This window comes from Microbacterium sp. CSI-V (assembly GCF_001984105.1).
In the GTDB taxonomy this organism is placed as follows: Bacteria; Actinomycetota; Actinomycetes; order Actinomycetales; family Microbacteriaceae; genus Microbacterium.
This window is the reverse complement of the sequence record NZ_MTQM01000008.1, coordinates 57,590-73,798: the sequence shown is the minus strand read 5'-3', so window position 1 is coordinate 73,798 and position 16,209 is coordinate 57,590. Positions and strand designations below refer to the sequence as shown.

Below are 16,209 nucleotides of genomic sequence, written 5' to 3'. Positions count from 1 at the left end.
CCTAGGAGCCCCGCATGACCGCGTCCCCCTGGAACGACACCCCCACCCTGCTGATCGCGCCCGTCCGCACGATGGACCCCGACCGGCCGCACGCCGAGGCGTTCGCGGTGCACGGGGGTCGCATCCTCACGGTCGGCGACCTCGACGAGGTGCGCGCGGCGCTCCCGGCCGATTACGAGACGGAGGAGCTCGACGGCGTCGTGCTCCCCGGCCTGATCGACGCGCACCTGCACATGCAGCGCGGCGGCCTCAAGGCGAGCGAGCACGTGGCCGACGACGTCGATGTCGACGGTTTCATCGACGCGATGGCGCGCACGTTCGACGACGAGGACTGGACGGGCGAGGAGCCGCCCACGCTCGACCAGCGGGTCGCGGCCCTCGATCTCGTCCAGCCGCTCTTCCACGCCCTCGGCTTCACCGGTGTCGTCGACCCCGCCGTCACGATCGACGAGATGCGCGGGTACCAGCAGGCCCACCGCCGCGGCCGGCTGACGATGCGCACCGTCGCGATGCCCTACCTCGAGATCGGGTCGCCCGAGACCCCCGACGTCGACGCCGTCATCGCCCACCTCGAGGGGACCGGTGTCTCGACCGGGTTCGGCGATGACCACCTCCGACTCGGACCGATCAAGGTCTACGCCGACGGCGAGGCCCTGAAGGGCCAGGCGCTCCTCGACGAGCCGTGGGACGCCACCGGCTACCGCGGCGAGCAGCGCATCCCGGATGCCGACTACGCCCGCCTCGTCGCGTTCTGCGCCGAGAACGGCTGGGGCGTCGGCACGCACGCCGTGGGGGGAGCGGCCATCGCGCTCGTGGCCCGCGAGTACGCGCGCGCCGGCGCCGCCGTGGGAGAGAACCGGTACCAGGTCATCCACGGCTACCTCGAGCCGAGCCGCGAGACGATGCGTCTCGCCGGGAGCGTCGGGACCGTGGCATCCCTCCAGCCCTCGATCATCTGGCACAACGGCGTGGGCCTCCGCGAGAAGCTGGGGGAGCGCGCCGAGCGCGCCAACCCCATGCGGTCGTGGATCGACTCCGGCGCGGTGCTCGCGCTCGGATCGGACGGGCCGTACTTCGCCTTCGACCCGCGTCACCTCATGTGGCAGGCGGTGACGCGGTTCGTCGCGAATTCTCCCGACCCTCTCGACCCGTCCGAGGCCATCACGCTCGACGAGGCGCTCGCCGGGTACACGACCGGTGCCGCGTACGCGAGCCTCGCCGAGCACGACCGCGGCATGATCCGCCCGGGCATGCTCGCGGACTGGGCGCTGTGGTCGGCGGATCCCGTGGATGCCGGTGTCGAGGCGCTCCGCGGACTGCGCGTGCGCCGCACCGTCGTCGGCGGACGCACCGTGTACCGATCGGCCGGCGCGTGATCGAGACCGTCCTCGGCCCCGTCCCCGCGGAGGGGTGGGGTCCGACCTCGACCAACGAGCACCTGCTCACCGATTCGCGGGGGCTGGCCCGTCCCCTCCCGGACGGCTCGTTCCTCGACGGCCCGCCGCGCCTGGAGACGTGGGGCGACCTCCGGTGGAACTGGATGTCGATGCCCGACAACCTCGCGCTCGACGCGCCCGACATCGCAGCCGAGGAACTCGCCGCCGCGCGAGCCGCGGGCCTGCACGCGGTCGTGGAGGCGACGTCGTGGGGCATGGGGCCGCGGCACGCGGACCTGCCGGACATCTCCCGCCGCAGCGGCGTGCAGATCGTCGCGGCCTACGGCTCGTACATCGACAAGACCCTGCCCGCGGGATGGCGCGACCTCGACGAGGCGGAGATGCTCGCACGTTTCCGCGCCGCGCTCACCGACGCGGTGCCCGGGACCTCGTATCGCGCCGGTCTCCTCGGCCTCCTCGGCACGAGCGCCGAGATCACCGCGGCCGAGGGACGCGCCCTCCGTGCCGCGGGACGCGCCGCCGCCGAGGCCGGAGCGTCGGTGAGCATCCGCCTGGATGCCGCCGCGCGGCGCGGCCCCGAGGTTGCCGGCATCCTCACCGCCACAGGCCTCGCACCCGAGCGGATCCTGTTCTGCAACATCGACAAGGTGCTCGATCTCGGCTACGTCACCGACGTCGTCGACACCGGCGCGGTGGTGGAGTTCGCCTTCGGAAGCGACCACTCCTTCGGTGGCGGGATCCGCGACCACACCGACCGCGAGCGCCTCGACTTCCTCGGCGCGCTCGTGGCCGCACGGCCCGACGCGGCGATCACGCTGAGCTGCTCCGTGTGGACCAAAGGACAGCTCACCCGCTACGGCGGGATGGGGTACGCCCACGTCCTCACCCGCATCGTCCCGCTCCTCGCGGGCGTCGGCGTCGACGACGCCCGCCTCACCGACATGCTCGTCGCGCGCCCCGTCGCGCTCCTGGACCGGACGGAGACCCCCGGATGACCCCCACCGACACCCCCCTGCACCGACGGAGCGCCCGCGCCCTCGCCGCCGGCATCCGCGCCCGGGAGTTCTCCGCCGAGGAGGTGATGCGCGCCCACCTCGCGCGGATCGAGGAGCACAACCCGGCGATCGCCGCGATCGTGACGATGGTGCCCGAGTCCGAGGCGCTCGCGATGGCGCGCGAAGCCGACCGCGTGGTCGCGCGCGGTGACGAGGTGGGGCTGCTCCACGGACTGCCCACCGCCGTGAAGGACCTCCTCGACGTCGAGGGGCTGCCGACCCGTCACGGCTCGCGCCTGCACGCGGACGCCGCGCCCGCCCGCGCAGATGCGATGGTCGTCGGGCGCATGCGGCGCGCCGGCGCGCTCGTCATCGGCAAGACCAACACCCCCGAGGCGGGGCTCGGCACGCTCACCTTCAGCGCGATCGCCGACACGTGCCGCAACCCCTACGATCTGTCCCGCCACGCCGGCGGGTCCAGCGGGGGAGCGGCGGCGGCCGTCGCGGCGGGGATGCTGCCGTTCGCCGACGGTTCCGACAGCGGCGGGAGCCTGCGCTACCCCGCGGCGTTCTGCAACGTCGTGGGGCTCCGCCCGACCCCCGGCCGTGTCGCGAGCGGCCGGCTCGACAACGGCTGGACCGCGCACGGCGTCCTCGGGCCGATGGCGCGCACGAGCGACGACGTCGCCTACGCGCTCGCCGCGATGGCCGGGCCCGACCCGATGGCGCCGCTGTCGATCGCGGAGGAGCCGGCCGTGTTCGCCTCACTGACGCCGCGGCATCCGGGGTCCGTCCGGATCGGGTGGAGCCGGGATGCCGGGGGTGTCCCGATCTCGGCCGAGGTCGCGGCCGTCCACGCCGGCACGCGGGAGGCCCTGGTGGCCGCGGGATACGACGTCGTCGATCTGGATCTCGAGCTGACGGATGCCGAGGCGGCCTGGGAGACCGTGGAGATGTACAACTTCTTCGCCTCCTACCGGGGCGAGGCGGCCGCGCACCCGGAGCTCATGCGCCCGGATCTGCTGCGCAACGTGCGCCAGGGCGAGCGGATCACGGCGACCGAGCTCGCCGATGCGCTGCGGACGCGCACGGAGGTGTTCCGGCGCACCGAGCGCCTGTTCACCGACGTGGACGTCATCATCGCCCCCGCCACCCCGGTCGTCGCGCCTCCCGCCGAGGTCGAGTGGGTCGAGCGGGTGGGGGACGCCGTCTACGATCGCTATTTCCGGTGGCAGATGCTGGCGAACCGCTTCACGGTGACCGCGCACCCCGTGGTCGTCACCCCGGCGGGATTCGACGGGCATCTGCCGGTCGGGATACAGGTGATGGGCCGTCATCGCGGCGAGGCGGAGCTGCTCCCGGTGACCGCGGGAATCGAGGGGATCCTCGGGTTCACCGGCCGCACGCCGGGGGAATGAGCGACGTTTTACATCCGCGAAACAATCTCGGCATGTACAAGAGGATCCAATCCTGCAATATTGGATCCAGTTCCACACCAGATACATCCATGATCCTCCACCCGGCCGCCGCGTGCGGCGCGTGACCCGACACGCGCCGCGTCCGCGCCGCCCCATCCGTACAGCACGAGGAGTACCCCCATCATGAAGACCCCGAACCGCTCCCGGCGCATCGCCGCCACCGTCGCGGGACTCGCCGCGATGAGCCTGCTGGCAGCCGGCTGCGCCGGCGCCACCGGCTCCGAGCCCGCCTCCAGCGACGGTGCCGCCCTCAGCGGCCAGGTCGTCTGGGCCGACTACGGCGGGCCGACGAACGAGAGCCGCCAGGTCGCGTACTTCGACAGCTTCATCGACGAGACCGGTGTCGATGTCGTCTCGACGAGCATCGAGGACGCCGTCTACAAGAGCGAGCTCAAGGGCGAGGAGGGCGACTACGACATCTTCCAGGCCGGCATCTCCGACATCCTGCCCAACCTCGACAACCTCACCGAGGTCCCCGCGGACGCCCAGGGGAGCCTCCTCCCCGAGAACGTCCGGCCCTACTACATCGGCGGCTTCGTCTTCGGCATCGCGCAGGGCTGGCTGACCTCGACGTTCCCGGACGGCGGACCCCAGGACTGGGCCGACTTCTTCGACACGACGAAGTTCCCCGGCAAGCGCGCCTGGCCCGGCGACCCGGGCTCGTACGACTCCTCGTACGAGATCGCCCTCATCGCGGACGGCGTCGACCCGGCCGACCTCTACCCGCTGGACATCCCGCGCGCGGAGAAGAAGCTGGACTCGATCCGCGACAGCCTCGTCTTCTACCAGTCCTACCCCGAGACCCAGCAGCTGCTGAGCAGCGGCAGCGTGGCCATCGCCGTGACCGTCACGGGCCAGTTCCGTGCCCTGCAGAACGCCGGGCAGGACATCACCGTCCAGTGGAACCAGGCCTTCGCGATCCCCTCGGGCTTCGTCTCCCCCAAGTCGGCCAAGAACCCGGATGCCGTCGCGGCCCTCGCCTCGTGGATCAACGACCCGGCCCGCCAGGCCGTCTTCACCACGCGCACCGGCTACGGCCCCGTGAACCCCGCGGTGTTCGACGAGCTCCCCGACGACGTCAAGTCGCAGGTCGTGAACGCCCCCTCCCACACCAACCTCCTGTCGTACGGCGAGGAGTGGCGTGCCGAGAACGCGGACCTGCTGCTGAACTCCTACACGGCGTGGCTCGCGGGCTGATCTCCCGCACCTTCGCGAAGGGCGTCTCCCCCCGGGGAGGCGCCCTTCCGCTGTTTCCGGGTGCGCTGTTACCCGCCGGAAACACGGCCCGTTTACAATCGGATCCACAAGAGCTAACTTTGGATCCACAATGTCGGCTGACCCCGCCGACACGGATCCCTCCCGGGGGAAACTCCCCCGCAATCTCGACCGAGGAGCATGAACCCGTGAGCAGTGCGACCTTAGCCACGAGGATGCCGCGGGCGCGGTCCGCCGGCGGCCTCCGCGGCGGGATCAGCCGAGCCGAGGTCCGCTGGCTCGTGTGGCCGCCCCTGGCCTTCTTCGCCATCGCCCTCGGCGTCCCGATGATCGCCCTCATCGCGATGTCGTTCGAGGGCGGCGGTTCCGCGTACCCCGAGGCGTTCGCCGTGCCGGCGTTCCTCGGCTCCCTGGGCCGCACGATCGTGATCGCGGTGGTGACGATGGTGCTCACCATGATCCTCGGGGCCGCCTACGCGCTCGCGATCGTGACGTCGCCGGCCTGGCTCCGCGTCGCCCTCCTGGCCGCGCTCCTGCTCTCGCTGTGGACGTCGGTCATGGTGCGCTCGTTCGGGTGGGTGCTGCTGGAACTCCCGAAGGGGGCGATCCACTGGTTCCTGGGCGTCATCGGTTTCGGTGACCAGCCCGTGGAGATCTACCAGACCGTCGCCGGCATGTACCCCGCGATGATCGCGGTCATGCTCCCGTTCGCGGTGCTGCCCGTGATGAGCTCCCTCCAGTCGATCGACAAGGAGCAGCTCAACGCCGCCACGATCTTCGGCGCCGGTCCGCTCCTGACCTTCCGCACGGTGACCTGGCCGCACATCGTGCCCTCGGTCATCAGCGGCGGCGTCCTGGTGTTCGTGATGTCGCTCGGCTTCTACGTCACGCCGCTGCTGCTCGGCGGCCCCGCCAACATGACCGTCTCCGGCGTCATCAACGCGCAGATGAGCAAGGCCGACCGCCCCGACCTGGCGGCGGCCATGAGCATCCTGCTGGTCGGGGGGACGATGCTCATCTACCTCGTCGCCGACCGCCTGTTCAAGGTGAGCGAGAAGTGGGGCTGACATGACGACCACCGTTGCCCGGAGCCTGGGCGCCTGGCGGATCCCCGTCATCTTCGTCGCGCTGCTGGCGAGCCTGCTCCTGATCGTGCCGTTCCTCATCCTGGTGTCCACCTCGTGGACGCAGGGCGGCTTCATCCTCTTCCCGCCGGACGGGTTCTCCCTGCAGTGGTACGCGAAGGTCCTCGGCGACCGGCGCTGGATGAACGCCTTCACCTTCTCGCTGTGGGAGAGCGCCGCCGCCACGCTCCTGGCCACCGTGCTGGGAGCGGTGGGCGCCATCGGCCTCACGCGGGTCCGCAGCCGTGCCGCCCAGCGGTGGATCCGGACCCTGTTCATCGTCCCGATCGCCCTCCCGCCGATCGCGTACGCCGTCGGACTCTACGGCGCCGGGTCCGAGCTGTCGTTCCTCCGCGGCTCGGTGCTCACCCTGGTCCTCGGCCACGCGCTCCTCGCGCTGCCGTACGTGTTCGTCATCGTCTCGGGCGGCGTCGCGCGCATCGACCCGGCTCTCCGGCCGGCCGCCTGGACCCTTGGTGCCCGCTGGCCGCTCGTGCTGTGGAAGATCGAGCTCCCGGCCCTGCTGCCCTACATCCTCTCGGGCGCGCTGTTCGCGTTCGTCGTCGTGTTCGACGAGGTCGTGCTGGCGGTCTTCCTGCTGCCACCGGGAGTGCAGACCCTCCCGCTGAAGATGCTGAACGCGGCATCCGAGGCGTTCTCCCCGGAGCTGACGGCGGCCTCGACGCTCGTCTCCGTCCTCGCGATCGTGGTCCTCGCGGTCGTCCCCCTCGTCATCGGCCGCGCATCGCGCCGGTCCGGAGCACGCCGCGAGCGCGCCCGCACCGCGGCGGTCCGCCCGGAAGGAGTCATCGAATGACCGTCGCACTCTCCGTCACCGACGTCGAGGTCACACTCGGCGCCAACCACGTCCTCAAGGGCGTCTCGCTCGACGTCCAGCCGGGGGAGTTCGTCACCCTCCTCGGCGCGAGCGGCAGCGGCAAGTCGACGCTGCTCAACGTCATCGCCGGGCTCCAGGCGGTGGATGCCGGTCACGTCGCCTTCGACGGGAAGAACGTCGAACGTCTCGCCCCGCAGAAGCGCAACGTCGGCGTCGTGTTCCAGTCGTACGCCCTGTTCCCGCATCTGAACATCGGCGACAACGTCGCCTTCCCGCTGCTCGCGGCCCGGCGCCCGGTCAAGGAGCGTCGCGCGGTCGCCGACGAGATGCTGTCGCTCGTGCAGCTCCCCGGCATGGCCGATCGCTCGCCGGCGTCGCTCTCGGGCGGACAGCGCCAGCGCGTGGCCCTGGCCCGCGCGCTCGCCGCCAACCCCGGCATCCTGCTCCTGGACGAGCCCATGGCCGCCCTCGACAAGCAGCTGCGCGAACAGATGCAGGTGGAGATCACCCGCATCCAGCGGAAGGTCGGCATCACCACCGTTTCGGTCACGCACGACCAGACCGAGGCGCTGACGATGTCGGACCGCGTCGCGATCATGCACGAGGGCCGCCTCGTGCAGGTCGCCACGCCCGAAGACCTCTACCGCCGGCCCGTCAACGCCTACGTGGCGAGCTTCCTCGGCGAGGCGAACCTCCTCCCCGTCTCCGACGGCGCGCTCGTCGACGACACCGCCGGCCTGATCGTGGATGCCACGGCGGTGCTGCGTCCCGAGGACATGAGCGTCGTCGCCCCCGGCGAGACCACCCCGGTCTGGTCGGTCGAGGGGACGGTGCGGCTCGTGAGCTTCCAGGGCTCGCGCTACCGCCTCGAGCTCGTGACCCCGTACGGGCGCAAGGTCGTCGCCTCCCTCTCTCCGTCTACCGACCTGTCGGCGCTCGCCGTGGGGGAGCGCGTGCGCCTGGCGTGCGGCACCCCCGAGCGCGTCCACCTCATCGAAGCCGTCGCGACGGCCGCGATCCCCGTCCCGGTCTGAACCCGGATCCCCCTTTTCCTTCCCCTCGACTGCCAGGAGTGCCCATGATCATCGACGCCTACAACACCACCCAAGACGTCCGGGGCCGCTCCGACTACTTGACCGGCGCACGCCCCGGTGAGGAGCCGCCGGCCCACGTCCCGTTCGATCCGCAGCGGATTCTCTCGCGCATGGATGCCGCCGGCGTCGACATGGCGATGGTGTGCTCGCTCGCGCAGCGCATCGAGAACGACTTCATCATCGGGCTGCAGGACGCCCACCCCGACCGGTTCATCGGGTTCGGGCAGGTCATGCCGCAGGCCGACGACGCCGTCGAGGAGATCCAGCGACTCGCGGATGCCGGCATCCGGGGTCTGAAGCTCCACCCGAGCATGCACGGCTACCACGTCGCCGACCACGGCCTGCTCGACCCGGTGTTCCGCGCGTGCGCCGCGAACGGCATGGCCGTCATCATCAACGCGCTCGACGACGCCTTCTGCGCGCCGTTCTCGATCGAGGAGATCGCCAAGGACCACCCCGACGTGCCGACGATCATCGCCCACATGGGTGCCGTCTGGAACGTGCCCGAGGCGATCATCGTGGCCGAGCGCCGCGAGAACGTGTACCTCGAGACCTCCGCGACCCTCATGGCCGACGTGAAGCGCGCGTACGCGCGGCTCGGGCCCGAGAAGATCCTCATGGGTTCGGAGTGGCCGGGGTCGGACTTCGACCTCGAGCGCATGAAGATCGCGAAGGCGATCCCGGATGCCGCCGACCGCGCCCTCGTCGAGGGTGGCAACTACGCCCGCATCATGCGCATCGCGGTGCCGGTGTGACCCATCGGCCGCCGCTCGGGCGTCCCGCGGCGATGTCCGACGCGGATGCCGAGCTGCTCGAGGCCGCGCGGACGCAGCTCGGCGCGGTCTACCGCGAGGGCCGGCACGAGGTGGTGGCCGCGTTCCGGCTCGCCGACGGCCGGATCGTCACGGGCGTGCACGTCGACGGCTCGGCCCGCCGCTCCTCGGTGTGCGCCGAGGGCGTCGCCGCGGGCAACGTGATCGCTTCCGCCGGGACCGTCTTGGCCGGGGTGAGTGTGCTGCGCCGCCCGGGCGGCAGCGAGCACGTGATCGAGCCGTGCGGCGTGTGCGCCGAACTGCTCACTGACTACTGGCCCGACGCGCGCGTCTGGATCACCCGCGGCGACGACACCGTCGCGGTGGCGATGAGCGACCTGCTGCCGGCGAAGCGCCTCCGCGGCTGGTGAGGCGCGCGGGTAACCAGGAAGGGTGCGGTCGAAGGGGCCGTCGTGCGGTTGGTCGACGGGCGGGGGAAGAGCACATCAGAGGCCTCGCGCTTGGAAAGAACGCCCCCGACCGGGAGCGTCGCGCGTGTCTCTGCGTCGACCATCGCCTCTCAGCCGTTCGCCAGCGCGGGGCTTCGTCGGTAGAAGGTCGCACGGGACATGCGAGGTCGCGAGCAACCTGCACGGCGGGTTGTCCGGCGTCGACGTCGTCGCGGCCGAGGTTGAACGCGCAGGCCCGCACCGCAGCTCCGGAGTCCATCGGCGAAGGCGAGCAAGTTCTGTCGATCGGCCGGGCTGGTCTAGGGTCGTGATGACCAGGGCGTCGCCTGCCTCGAGTGCTGCCAGCGCTCGATCGAACCCTCGGCGTGAGGCGCTGCGCCGGAGACGCCGTGGTCGAGGTAGAGGTCGTCGCGGCTTCTCCGGCGGCCACCCGGTCGGTCACTGATCGGTCGGTGGTCTGCGTTTTCGTTGACACTCGCGCGTAGTCGATGAGTTCGGTCATGTCCGACCACTTCTCCGTCTCGCAACCAACCTCCCGCATCATGAGCGTCTCAGGCGGTTGGGACACGTAGTCTCGAGAATGGCCCGGGATGGGGAATCGCGGCCGATGCGACGTGGCGCGGGAGAGCGGCGAGACGCCTTGCAAGGGAGCGATTCGAGACACACAGCGTCGATCGAATCGTCGACCCGGGCAACACGACGGGTGACAGTCTGGCTGAGAAGATTGCTCATCGCATCCTGAGCCCGGGTGGGCGCGCTGGGGGAGTAATGATCGCATCAGACATTAAGCGAGCGATCGCACGGCTAATTCGACCAGCGGCCGTTCCGGTTGAGCGCGAGGAAACTCGCCCCGCCCACTTGGCGCGATTGCGACGCGCCACGGTCTACTTCGTCTACACACAGGGGACCGCCAAGCCGCTCAATCTCGGCAAAGCGACGCAGATGCTTCTCGAGGCCGAAGTAGCCACCACAGGAGCGTGGCCGAGTGAAGACAAGGTTCGCCTCGCGCCGTCGCTTGCCCGAATCGACGCGTCGGTCGCCAGAGCTCGCGCCACGGCGGCCTTCGTCGAGACCATCACCACCTGGCGGTCACTCCTCGCAGCCGTGATGTTTCATCCCATCCTCTTGGCGCGCGCTCTCGTCTTCCTCATTCGCGGAATGCGCAACGAGGATCCCGAGGCGTCTGCTCAGCCCGAGGCCGATGAGAATGGCGCCGATCCCTGGGACGAGGTCGAGGCGCTCCTCCTTGAGTCACAGAAGGTCACCGTGTCCGAGCGCTTCCTCGACGCTGACTTGTTCGGTGGGGACGCACAAGCCGAGGACCACTTTGTTCGCCTGTTCCTGCGACCCACGTCCCACGAGATTGTCATCGACGGGACCTCCACCGAGATCACAGTCGAACCGCGCCTGCTCCTGCACCGTGACGGCGTCATTCAACTTGTTGCCGGGTTCGAGCTCCCGCGTCACGCAACCGTGAGCCAGGTCGTCTACGGCGCCAACATGGACGAACCACTGATTCGCAGGTCCGAGGTGCCGGAAACATTCCGGCCCGCCGGTGCAACGTGGGCGGGAGGCGACTGGCTGGAAGCGCCAGTCGCGGGTGTCCGCTATCGCCGTCTTCAACATGACGAAGAGCCATCAACCGTTGCCGAGTACATGAGCTTTCTTGCTGACAATGTCGCCGGTCACATCTCCGCGACGCTGGGCGGCGGATGGAACGGATACCCCGTCGTCATAGCTGAGGCAGACAGTTGCTGCGCGGACTGGGCGCAGCAACACCCAGCCGAGTTGGCAAATCTCGTAGCCCGAGAAGGGGTCGCGCCGGGCGGCCGCCGCCTTCGTGACGTCACATTGCGGGACTTCGCCTCCTTCGATGACCACAGCATGTTTCACACGCTCGCCTCCGCCACGATCATGAACTGGCGGCCGTGGCAGCCCGGGATTAAGGACTTAAGCTTCACGATGCTGTACGAGCACGCCTTGCTGCTGTATTGGCGGGCGACGCGCGTGGAACGCGAGGTTCGAACGGTACCTTCCAAACGTCGACGAGTCACCGAGCTCTCCCAGACGGCTTTGTTCATGGAAGCGGAGGCGCGAGGAGTATTCGTGCGCGCTGGGGGCGCGCGAGACATCTTTCGGGACGTCGCGGGGACGCTGGGCGTGCCGGAGATTTTGCAAACCGTTTCCAAAGGGCTCTCACTCTCCAGTGATCGTGCCGCAGCGCGAGCAAGTGACCGAGTCGCGAGAGGTGCCCGGAACGTGGCCGTGTTTGGTTTGGCCGTGGCAACCTTCGCTGCTGTTCCCGCAGTACCTCAACTTTTCGAATTGGTGGAAGCACAGCGCGAGGCCGACCCCGGCAGCAGTTGGTGGGTGACGCTGCAAACGGTAATCTCGTCACCACTGCAGATCTCAGGGATTCTTCTCGCCGTGATCAGCTTATTCGGCGTTGTGTGGGTAGGGCGTGTGGTTGTTGCCGTCGTGTCCTATCTCTGGGGCATCCGTAAGCGCGGGTATGCCTCACATCTATCAGGGTACGAAGTGGATCTGGAGCAGCCCAAAAACGTCACCGAAGATTCGACACGGGGCCGCACAACCTAAGGCAGCTGACGACGCTACGCTGCGCGATGAGGCCGACCAAGCCCACTCTCGAGAGAGTCGCGGCCTGCCCCAGTAGGGGGCGTCGGCCTGCTACTGAGATAGACGAACTAACATAGGATCCATTAACGGCGCAACCTCAGTCGCCTTGCACGAGCGTCTAGATGGTTCATCCGCGCAACACCCGGCGGCCGGCTTTCGCGTTTGCGCAGTGGGTCGAAGGTGGGGGCTCAGCTCAGCGCACTGTCGTCTAGCTAAGTGAATCGCCGAGCTGCTGCATAACGTCGCGAGCCAGGTCGGCCGTCTCATCTGTTGCCGCGCGAGTCAGCCCTGCTGCGATCGGGCCGAGAACGCCGCGCAGTAGCGTTACACCACGTCGAATTATTTCCTTGCGGGGAGCCTCCGCGACGACCTCGTCGAGGATGGCGCGCGCGGCTTGTCGGCCGTCTTCCTCCTCCTCCGCGGGCAACTCAAAGACGGGGAGGCTGGCCACGAGGTTGGTGACCGTGGCCGCGAGCTGCTCGTACCCTGGCGCGATTGAAGAGGCGGTTTGCTTAGCGGTGCCGTTGCTCCAGGCGAGTTGAGCGTGGTCCCCGTTGACCGTGACGACCGGGCCGTTGTAGTTGTTGATGGTTGCGGCTGGGGGGAACGAGGAGGGTGCGTCCATCTCGACCGGGATGCGCACGGGGTTACGTGCGAACTCGCGCTCGATGTCCCGCGTCATCTGGCGGATGGCCTGGTGGTTGATTTTGAATCCGCTAGCCATGAGTTGATCCTTTCGAGTGACGAGCGTCAGGCGATGAGTGTCAGTGAGAGTTGCTTTCCTTCTGGCCGAAGAAGAACCCCACCGTTGCGGCCGCCAGCGCCTGCAGCGGGGCCAAGGCAGCGATCGTCCGCACGAACGTCTCGTCATTGATCCACTTGCAGACAACGGCGACCACGAGGTAGCCGTAAAGCAGGAGGGTGGCAATCACGATCCCGACTGCGAGGGCGCGCTGCGTATCTGCGACGTGAAGCCACGGAACGGGACGGCCCCTTTTTGAGCGCACGACTTGGCGGGTGAAATTCGGGTCGTCGGAGGGGTTCTCCGTCTCCTCGAACTCATTGGCTGAGGTTCCCACGATCAGACGACCTTGACCGCGATGATCACGGGAGACCAGGCTTCATGGCGCGGCTCCTCATACTCCTCGATGTCGGTCGGTGTCACCGCGACGGCCACCTCAACCTCAGCCATGGGAATCTGAGGTTCGATGTCGCCAGTGGAAATTGAGAACTCTGATACTGACGCCTTATCGAGAGCGCGGAGGATTGGGCGGAGAAGAGCCGGCGGCACTCGTGAGGGTCCGTTGAGAGCAGCCTGGCCGTCTTCGTCTGTGACGGCATAGATGTTGAGAAGACCTGGAGCCTCTGGGGCCTTCTCGCAGTGGAAGAAGTACGCGCTCTCGTCGAGGTAGGGGGCCTCGTCCACGACCGCACTGGGTGCGGGCTGAGCTACCAGGTGGAGTCGATCGACCCGGTTCGAACTCATCCAAGCGATCAGGGGGCCGAGAGCATCCCAGGGGAGCTGGGGGAACGAATGCTCATCGTCGTCGTCGGTGTTCATGAAAATCCTTGGGCTCGGAACGGGTGCGTGGCTGCCTCTCGGGTGAGGGCCAGCATGCTCACAACATCGAGGGTAGCATGAGGGTGCGTCAGATACACACGGGATGTGTATCTGTAGCGCCTTTTCGTGATACAGTTTGGACGTGAACCACCACATAAGGAGGGCGCTCCCATCAGGCGCCCCCTGACGCATACGAAGAAACCGGCGGCCCAACGCCAACCTCTTCAGCCGGGCCCCCTCGCACCGATGCATGCCCGCATCGACAGGAGGGCCCGCGCATCCGGCCGACAACGGATGCGCTCCAGCGCGCCTAAGCGACCGTCATCGCTAGGTGCGTCGTGCGTTCTCACCCCGAAGGAGCAACCCGTGAGCGACAACGAAGCGACCCGCGAGCCACGTACTGTCACGCAGAATCTCGTACGCCTCAGCGTCAACATGAATCCCGAGACCGCAGAGGCGTTGAAGGAGTTTGCTGCAAGCAAGCACCTCTCGTACACAGAGGCCGTCCGCCGAGCCATCGCGATTGCAAAGTACATCGATGACGAGATCAACGAGGGCCGGAAGGTTCAAACCGTCGACCCTGAGCGAGCGGACATCCGTGAACTGATTCTCATCTGACCCAACAGCGACGAAGGAGGGGTCCGCATGCATGCGGACCCCTCCTTTTGTGCGTCACCGGCTGTTCATGTGCCACGAACACGAACCGCGAGGCCGGACCCGTGTCAGGAAACTTGCATAACGGTGAGTATCGGTGATGACGCGAAGCGGGTGCGGACGGACTGCCCTTCGGGAGCGTCATCAGCTGCTCGGCGCCGCTGGGCTTGAGCCCCGCGAGGTTCGCAATCATCCCCGCGTTATCGCTCTTGGATTGGCGGAACAGATTCAGAGTCCCTGTCCGTGCCGGGGCGTCCCCGTCAGGCGGCCGGATCGCGAGGCTCGATGGCATCCGATCGCGTCCGGGGGGAGTCGTCGCGCGTGAAGATCACCAGCACCGCGAGCGCCACCAGCTGCAGCCCCGCGACGAGGAGGAACGCCCACATCGAAGGAGCCGTGGCGATCACGGCGCCGCCGATGATGGCGCCGCCGCCGTAGCCGATGCTCGTGAAACTCGAGAACAGGCCGACGCCGAGGGCGCGGTTCTCGGGGTGGAGGCCGCGCGTGGCGAGCATCGTCAGAGACGGGTAGAGCGGCGAGAAACCGACGCCGATGAGCGCGGCGCCCACCGACGCGATCCAGAAGTCACCGGCCAGGGCCAGCGTCGTCAGGCCCGCCGTGAGGGCGACGAGCGAGATCGCCGTCGCCCGGAGCGGACCGATCCGGTCGGGGAGGCTCGCGAGGAACAGGCGCGCGACGATGACCGACACCGCGAAGACGGCGAACACGGATGCCGCGCCGGTGATGCCCGTCGCGGGGATGCCGGCGGCCGAGAGGTGCACGATGAGGAACCCGAGCATGAGCCCCTCGCCGCACCAGGCGGCCGCAGCGACGACCCCGGGCGTCCAGACCGCGAGGAAGGCGCGCCACAGGGCCCGCAGGCCCCGGGGGCCCGGTGACGCTCCGGCGCGCGGCAGCGCGCGGGGGACGCGGGGGAGCGCGAGGATGAGCAGCCCGGTGAGCAGTTCCAGCCCGGCGCACATCAGGAACACGGTGCGCGGATCCGCGATCGCCTCGACCGCGGTGCCGAGGGGCGGTCCCAGTGCCAGGCCGATCCAGACGCTCAGGCCGTAGATGCTCAGCGCCTTCCCGCGCTGCCCCGGCGCGGCCATGGTCACGAGCCACGCCATGAGGAGCGTCACCGCGGCCGAGCCGCCGAGACCGAACAGGATGCGGCTGAGACCCGCGCCCCACACGGTCGGAACGCTCACGAGCAGCACCATCGCGGCGGTCGCCACGGCGCTTCCGATCACGGCGACGAGACGGTAGCCGAAGCGGTCGCCGAGCACCCCCGCGATCGGCATCGACAGCATCGAGGCCACCGCGGCCAGCGAGATGAGAGCGCCGGCGAGCTCGGTCCCGCCCCCGAGGACGTCGGTGACGTAGACGGGGATCAGGGGAGTGCTGGCGGAGTTGGTGATGCCGCCGAGCGTCGACGCGGCGAAGATCAGCCAGAACGGCACGGTGCGGGTGATGTCCCGCGCGCCGTTCATGCCGCGGGGGTCTCCGGTGCGCACTCGAGACTGAGCCACAGTTCGAAGCAGTTGTTGCGCGACAGGCTCGTCGCGCCGATCGAGGCGCGGCCGACGCTGCCGGCATCCTCTCCGAAGACGTCCAGGAAGAGGTCGGTCGCGCCGTTGGAGACGAGGTGCAGGTCTTCGAAACCGGGCGGGCAGACCACGAAGCAGAGGGCGCGCGACAGGCTCACCACGTTGTCGAGCGACCCGAGCGCGTAGCGGATCATGCCGAGGGTGTGGACGGCGGTGAGGCGCGCGGCGGCGTAACCCTCCTCGACGGTCACGTCGACGCTGACCACGCCCGGGTGCAGCCGATCCCCCGCGCGGTTCTCGGGGGTGAGGCCCGCGAGCTCGATGAGCGAGCCGATCCGGTGGAACGGCTTCATGCGGCCGTAGCGGATGCCGAACGGCGGGTCGCTGTAGTCGGGGATCTCGAGGCCGAGTTCGCGGACGCGTGCTTCCGGGGATGTCATGGCG

General features: G+C 68.9%; 16 protein-coding genes. 11 read left to right on the top strand and 5 right to left on the bottom strand.

The window, feature by feature from the left end; translation table 11 throughout:
- Positions 1-14 precede the first annotated feature (14 nt).
- The 10 genes from CSIV_RS06990 (at position 15) to CSIV_RS06945 (ending at position 11,961) form a co-directional block, all read left to right on the top strand.
- Complete coding sequence (locus CSIV_RS06990) at positions 15-1,376, top strand: amidohydrolase (RefSeq protein WP_077050704.1); 1,362 nt, start codon at positions 15-17, stop codon at positions 1,374-1,376.
- On the top strand, positions 1,373-2,392 hold the full coding sequence (locus tag CSIV_RS06985) for a hypothetical protein (protein ID WP_077050703.1): 1,020 nt from the start codon (positions 1,373-1,375) through the stop codon (positions 2,390-2,392). The genes CSIV_RS06990 and CSIV_RS06985 overlap by 4 nt, the downstream gene beginning before the upstream one ends.
- Positions 2,389-3,810, top strand: a complete 1,422-nt coding sequence (locus CSIV_RS06980) for an amidase (RefSeq protein ID WP_077050702.1) — start codon at positions 2,389-2,391, stop codon at positions 3,808-3,810. Before CSIV_RS06985 ends, CSIV_RS06980 begins: the two co-directional genes overlap by 4 nt.
- Before the next feature lie 183 nt (positions 3,811-3,993).
- Entirely contained in the window at positions 3,994-5,067 is a 1,074-nt protein-coding gene (locus CSIV_RS06975) for an ABC transporter substrate-binding protein (protein ID WP_077050701.1), read from the top strand.
- Positions 5,068-5,273: 206 nt separating this feature from the next.
- Positions 5,274-6,152 carry an ABC transporter permease gene (locus tag CSIV_RS06970; RefSeq protein WP_139340637.1) on the top strand — a complete coding sequence of 293 codons (879 nt, stop codon included), beginning with the start codon at positions 5,274-5,276 and terminating at the stop codon, positions 6,150-6,152.
- A gap of 1 nt (position 6,153) precedes the next feature.
- A complete protein-coding gene (locus CSIV_RS06965; RefSeq protein ID WP_077050699.1) occupies positions 6,154-7,026 on the top strand; it encodes an ABC transporter permease in 873 nt (290 codons plus the stop codon).
- Positions 7,023-8,081 (top strand): ABC transporter ATP-binding protein, encoded by a 1,059-nt coding sequence (locus CSIV_RS06960; protein ID WP_077050698.1) that lies wholly within the window; start codon positions 7,023-7,025, stop codon positions 8,079-8,081. Before CSIV_RS06965 ends, CSIV_RS06960 begins: the two co-directional genes overlap by 4 nt.
- A gap of 44 nt (positions 8,082-8,125) precedes the next feature.
- Complete coding sequence (locus tag CSIV_RS06955) at positions 8,126-8,896, top strand: amidohydrolase family protein (protein WP_077050697.1); 771 nt, start codon at positions 8,126-8,128, stop codon at positions 8,894-8,896.
- Positions 8,893-9,324 carry a hypothetical protein gene (locus tag CSIV_RS06950; protein WP_202401119.1) on the top strand — a complete coding sequence of 144 codons (432 nt, stop codon included), beginning with the start codon at positions 8,893-8,895 and terminating at the stop codon, positions 9,322-9,324. Before CSIV_RS06955 ends, CSIV_RS06950 begins: the two co-directional genes overlap by 4 nt.
- Before the next feature lie 807 nt (positions 9,325-10,131).
- Positions 10,132-11,961 (top strand): hypothetical protein, encoded by a 1,830-nt coding sequence (locus tag CSIV_RS06945; protein ID WP_139340636.1) that lies wholly within the window; start codon positions 10,132-10,134, stop codon positions 11,959-11,961.
- A gap of 247 nt (positions 11,962-12,208) precedes the next feature.
- Here the strand turns inward: CSIV_RS06945 and CSIV_RS06940 are convergent, their stop codons facing one another.
- The 3 genes from CSIV_RS06940 to CSIV_RS06930 are packed head-to-tail and all read right to left on the bottom strand — an operon-like array spanning position 12,209 to position 13,561.
- Positions 12,209-12,724 (bottom strand): hypothetical protein, encoded by a 516-nt coding sequence (locus CSIV_RS06940; protein ID WP_077050695.1) that lies wholly within the window; start codon positions 12,722-12,724, stop codon positions 12,209-12,211.
- A 40-nt stretch (positions 12,725-12,764) separates the two neighbouring features.
- On the bottom strand, positions 12,765-13,079 hold the full coding sequence (locus CSIV_RS06935) for a hypothetical protein (protein WP_077050694.1): 315 nt from the start codon (positions 13,077-13,079) through the stop codon (positions 12,765-12,767).
- A gap of 2 nt (positions 13,080-13,081) precedes the next feature.
- Complete coding sequence (locus CSIV_RS06930; protein ID WP_077050693.1) at positions 13,082-13,561, bottom strand: hypothetical protein; 480 nt, start codon at positions 13,559-13,561, stop codon at positions 13,082-13,084.
- A 366-nt stretch (positions 13,562-13,927) separates the two neighbouring features.
- On the opposite strand from CSIV_RS06930, the gene CSIV_RS06925 reads away from it, so the two are divergent.
- Positions 13,928-14,179 carry a hypothetical protein gene (locus CSIV_RS06925; protein WP_083735038.1) on the top strand — a complete coding sequence of 84 codons (252 nt, stop codon included), beginning with the start codon at positions 13,928-13,930 and terminating at the stop codon, positions 14,177-14,179.
- A 296-nt stretch (positions 14,180-14,475) separates the two neighbouring features.
- Here CSIV_RS06925 and CSIV_RS06920 read toward each other — a convergent pair whose 3' ends face one another.
- Positions 14,476-15,708: an MFS transporter gene (locus CSIV_RS06920; protein ID WP_139340635.1), complete on the bottom strand. Its 1,233-nt coding sequence runs from the start codon at positions 15,706-15,708 to the stop codon at positions 14,476-14,478.
- A complete protein-coding gene (locus CSIV_RS06915) occupies positions 15,705-16,205 on the bottom strand; it encodes a RidA family protein (protein ID WP_077050691.1) in 501 nt (166 codons plus the stop codon). Before CSIV_RS06915 ends, CSIV_RS06920 begins: the two co-directional genes overlap by 4 nt.
- Positions 16,206-16,209 lie beyond the last annotated feature (4 nt).

What these genes read in the sequence shown, in the direction of transcription:
- CSIV_RS06990 (WP_077050704.1), top strand. Translation starts at nt 15, where the DNA reads ATGACCGCGTCCCCCTGGAACGACACCCCCACCCTGCTGATCGCGCCC.
- CSIV_RS06980 (WP_077050702.1), top strand. Translation starts at nt 2,389, where the DNA reads ATGACCCCCACCGACACCCCCCTGCACCGACGGAGCGCCCGCGCCCTC.
- CSIV_RS06975 (WP_077050701.1), top strand. Translation starts at nt 3,994, where the DNA reads ATGAAGACCCCGAACCGCTCCCGGCGCATCGCCGCCACCGTCGCGGGA.
- CSIV_RS06965 (WP_077050699.1), top strand. Translation starts at nt 6,154, where the DNA reads ATGACGACCACCGTTGCCCGGAGCCTGGGCGCCTGGCGGATCCCCGTC.
- CSIV_RS06960 (WP_077050698.1), top strand. Translation starts at nt 7,023, where the DNA reads ATGACCGTCGCACTCTCCGTCACCGACGTCGAGGTCACACTCGGCGCC.
- CSIV_RS06955 (WP_077050697.1), top strand. Translation starts at nt 8,126, where the DNA reads ATGATCATCGACGCCTACAACACCACCCAAGACGTCCGGGGCCGCTCC.
- CSIV_RS06945 (WP_139340636.1), top strand. Translation starts at nt 10,132, where the DNA reads ATGATCGCATCAGACATTAAGCGAGCGATCGCACGGCTAATTCGACCA.
- CSIV_RS06940 (WP_077050695.1), bottom strand. Translation starts at nt 12,724, where the DNA reads ATGGCTAGCGGATTCAAAATCAACCACCAGGCCATCCGCCAGATGACG.
- CSIV_RS06930 (WP_077050693.1), bottom strand. Translation starts at nt 13,561, where the DNA reads ATGAACACCGACGACGACGATGAGCATTCGTTCCCCCAGCTCCCCTGG.
- CSIV_RS06920 (WP_139340635.1), bottom strand. Translation starts at nt 15,708, where the DNA reads ATGAACGGCGCGCGGGACATCACCCGCACCGTGCCGTTCTGGCTGATC.
- CSIV_RS06915 (WP_077050691.1), bottom strand. Translation starts at nt 16,205, where the DNA reads ATGACATCCCCGGAAGCACGCGTCCGCGAACTCGGCCTCGAGATCCCC.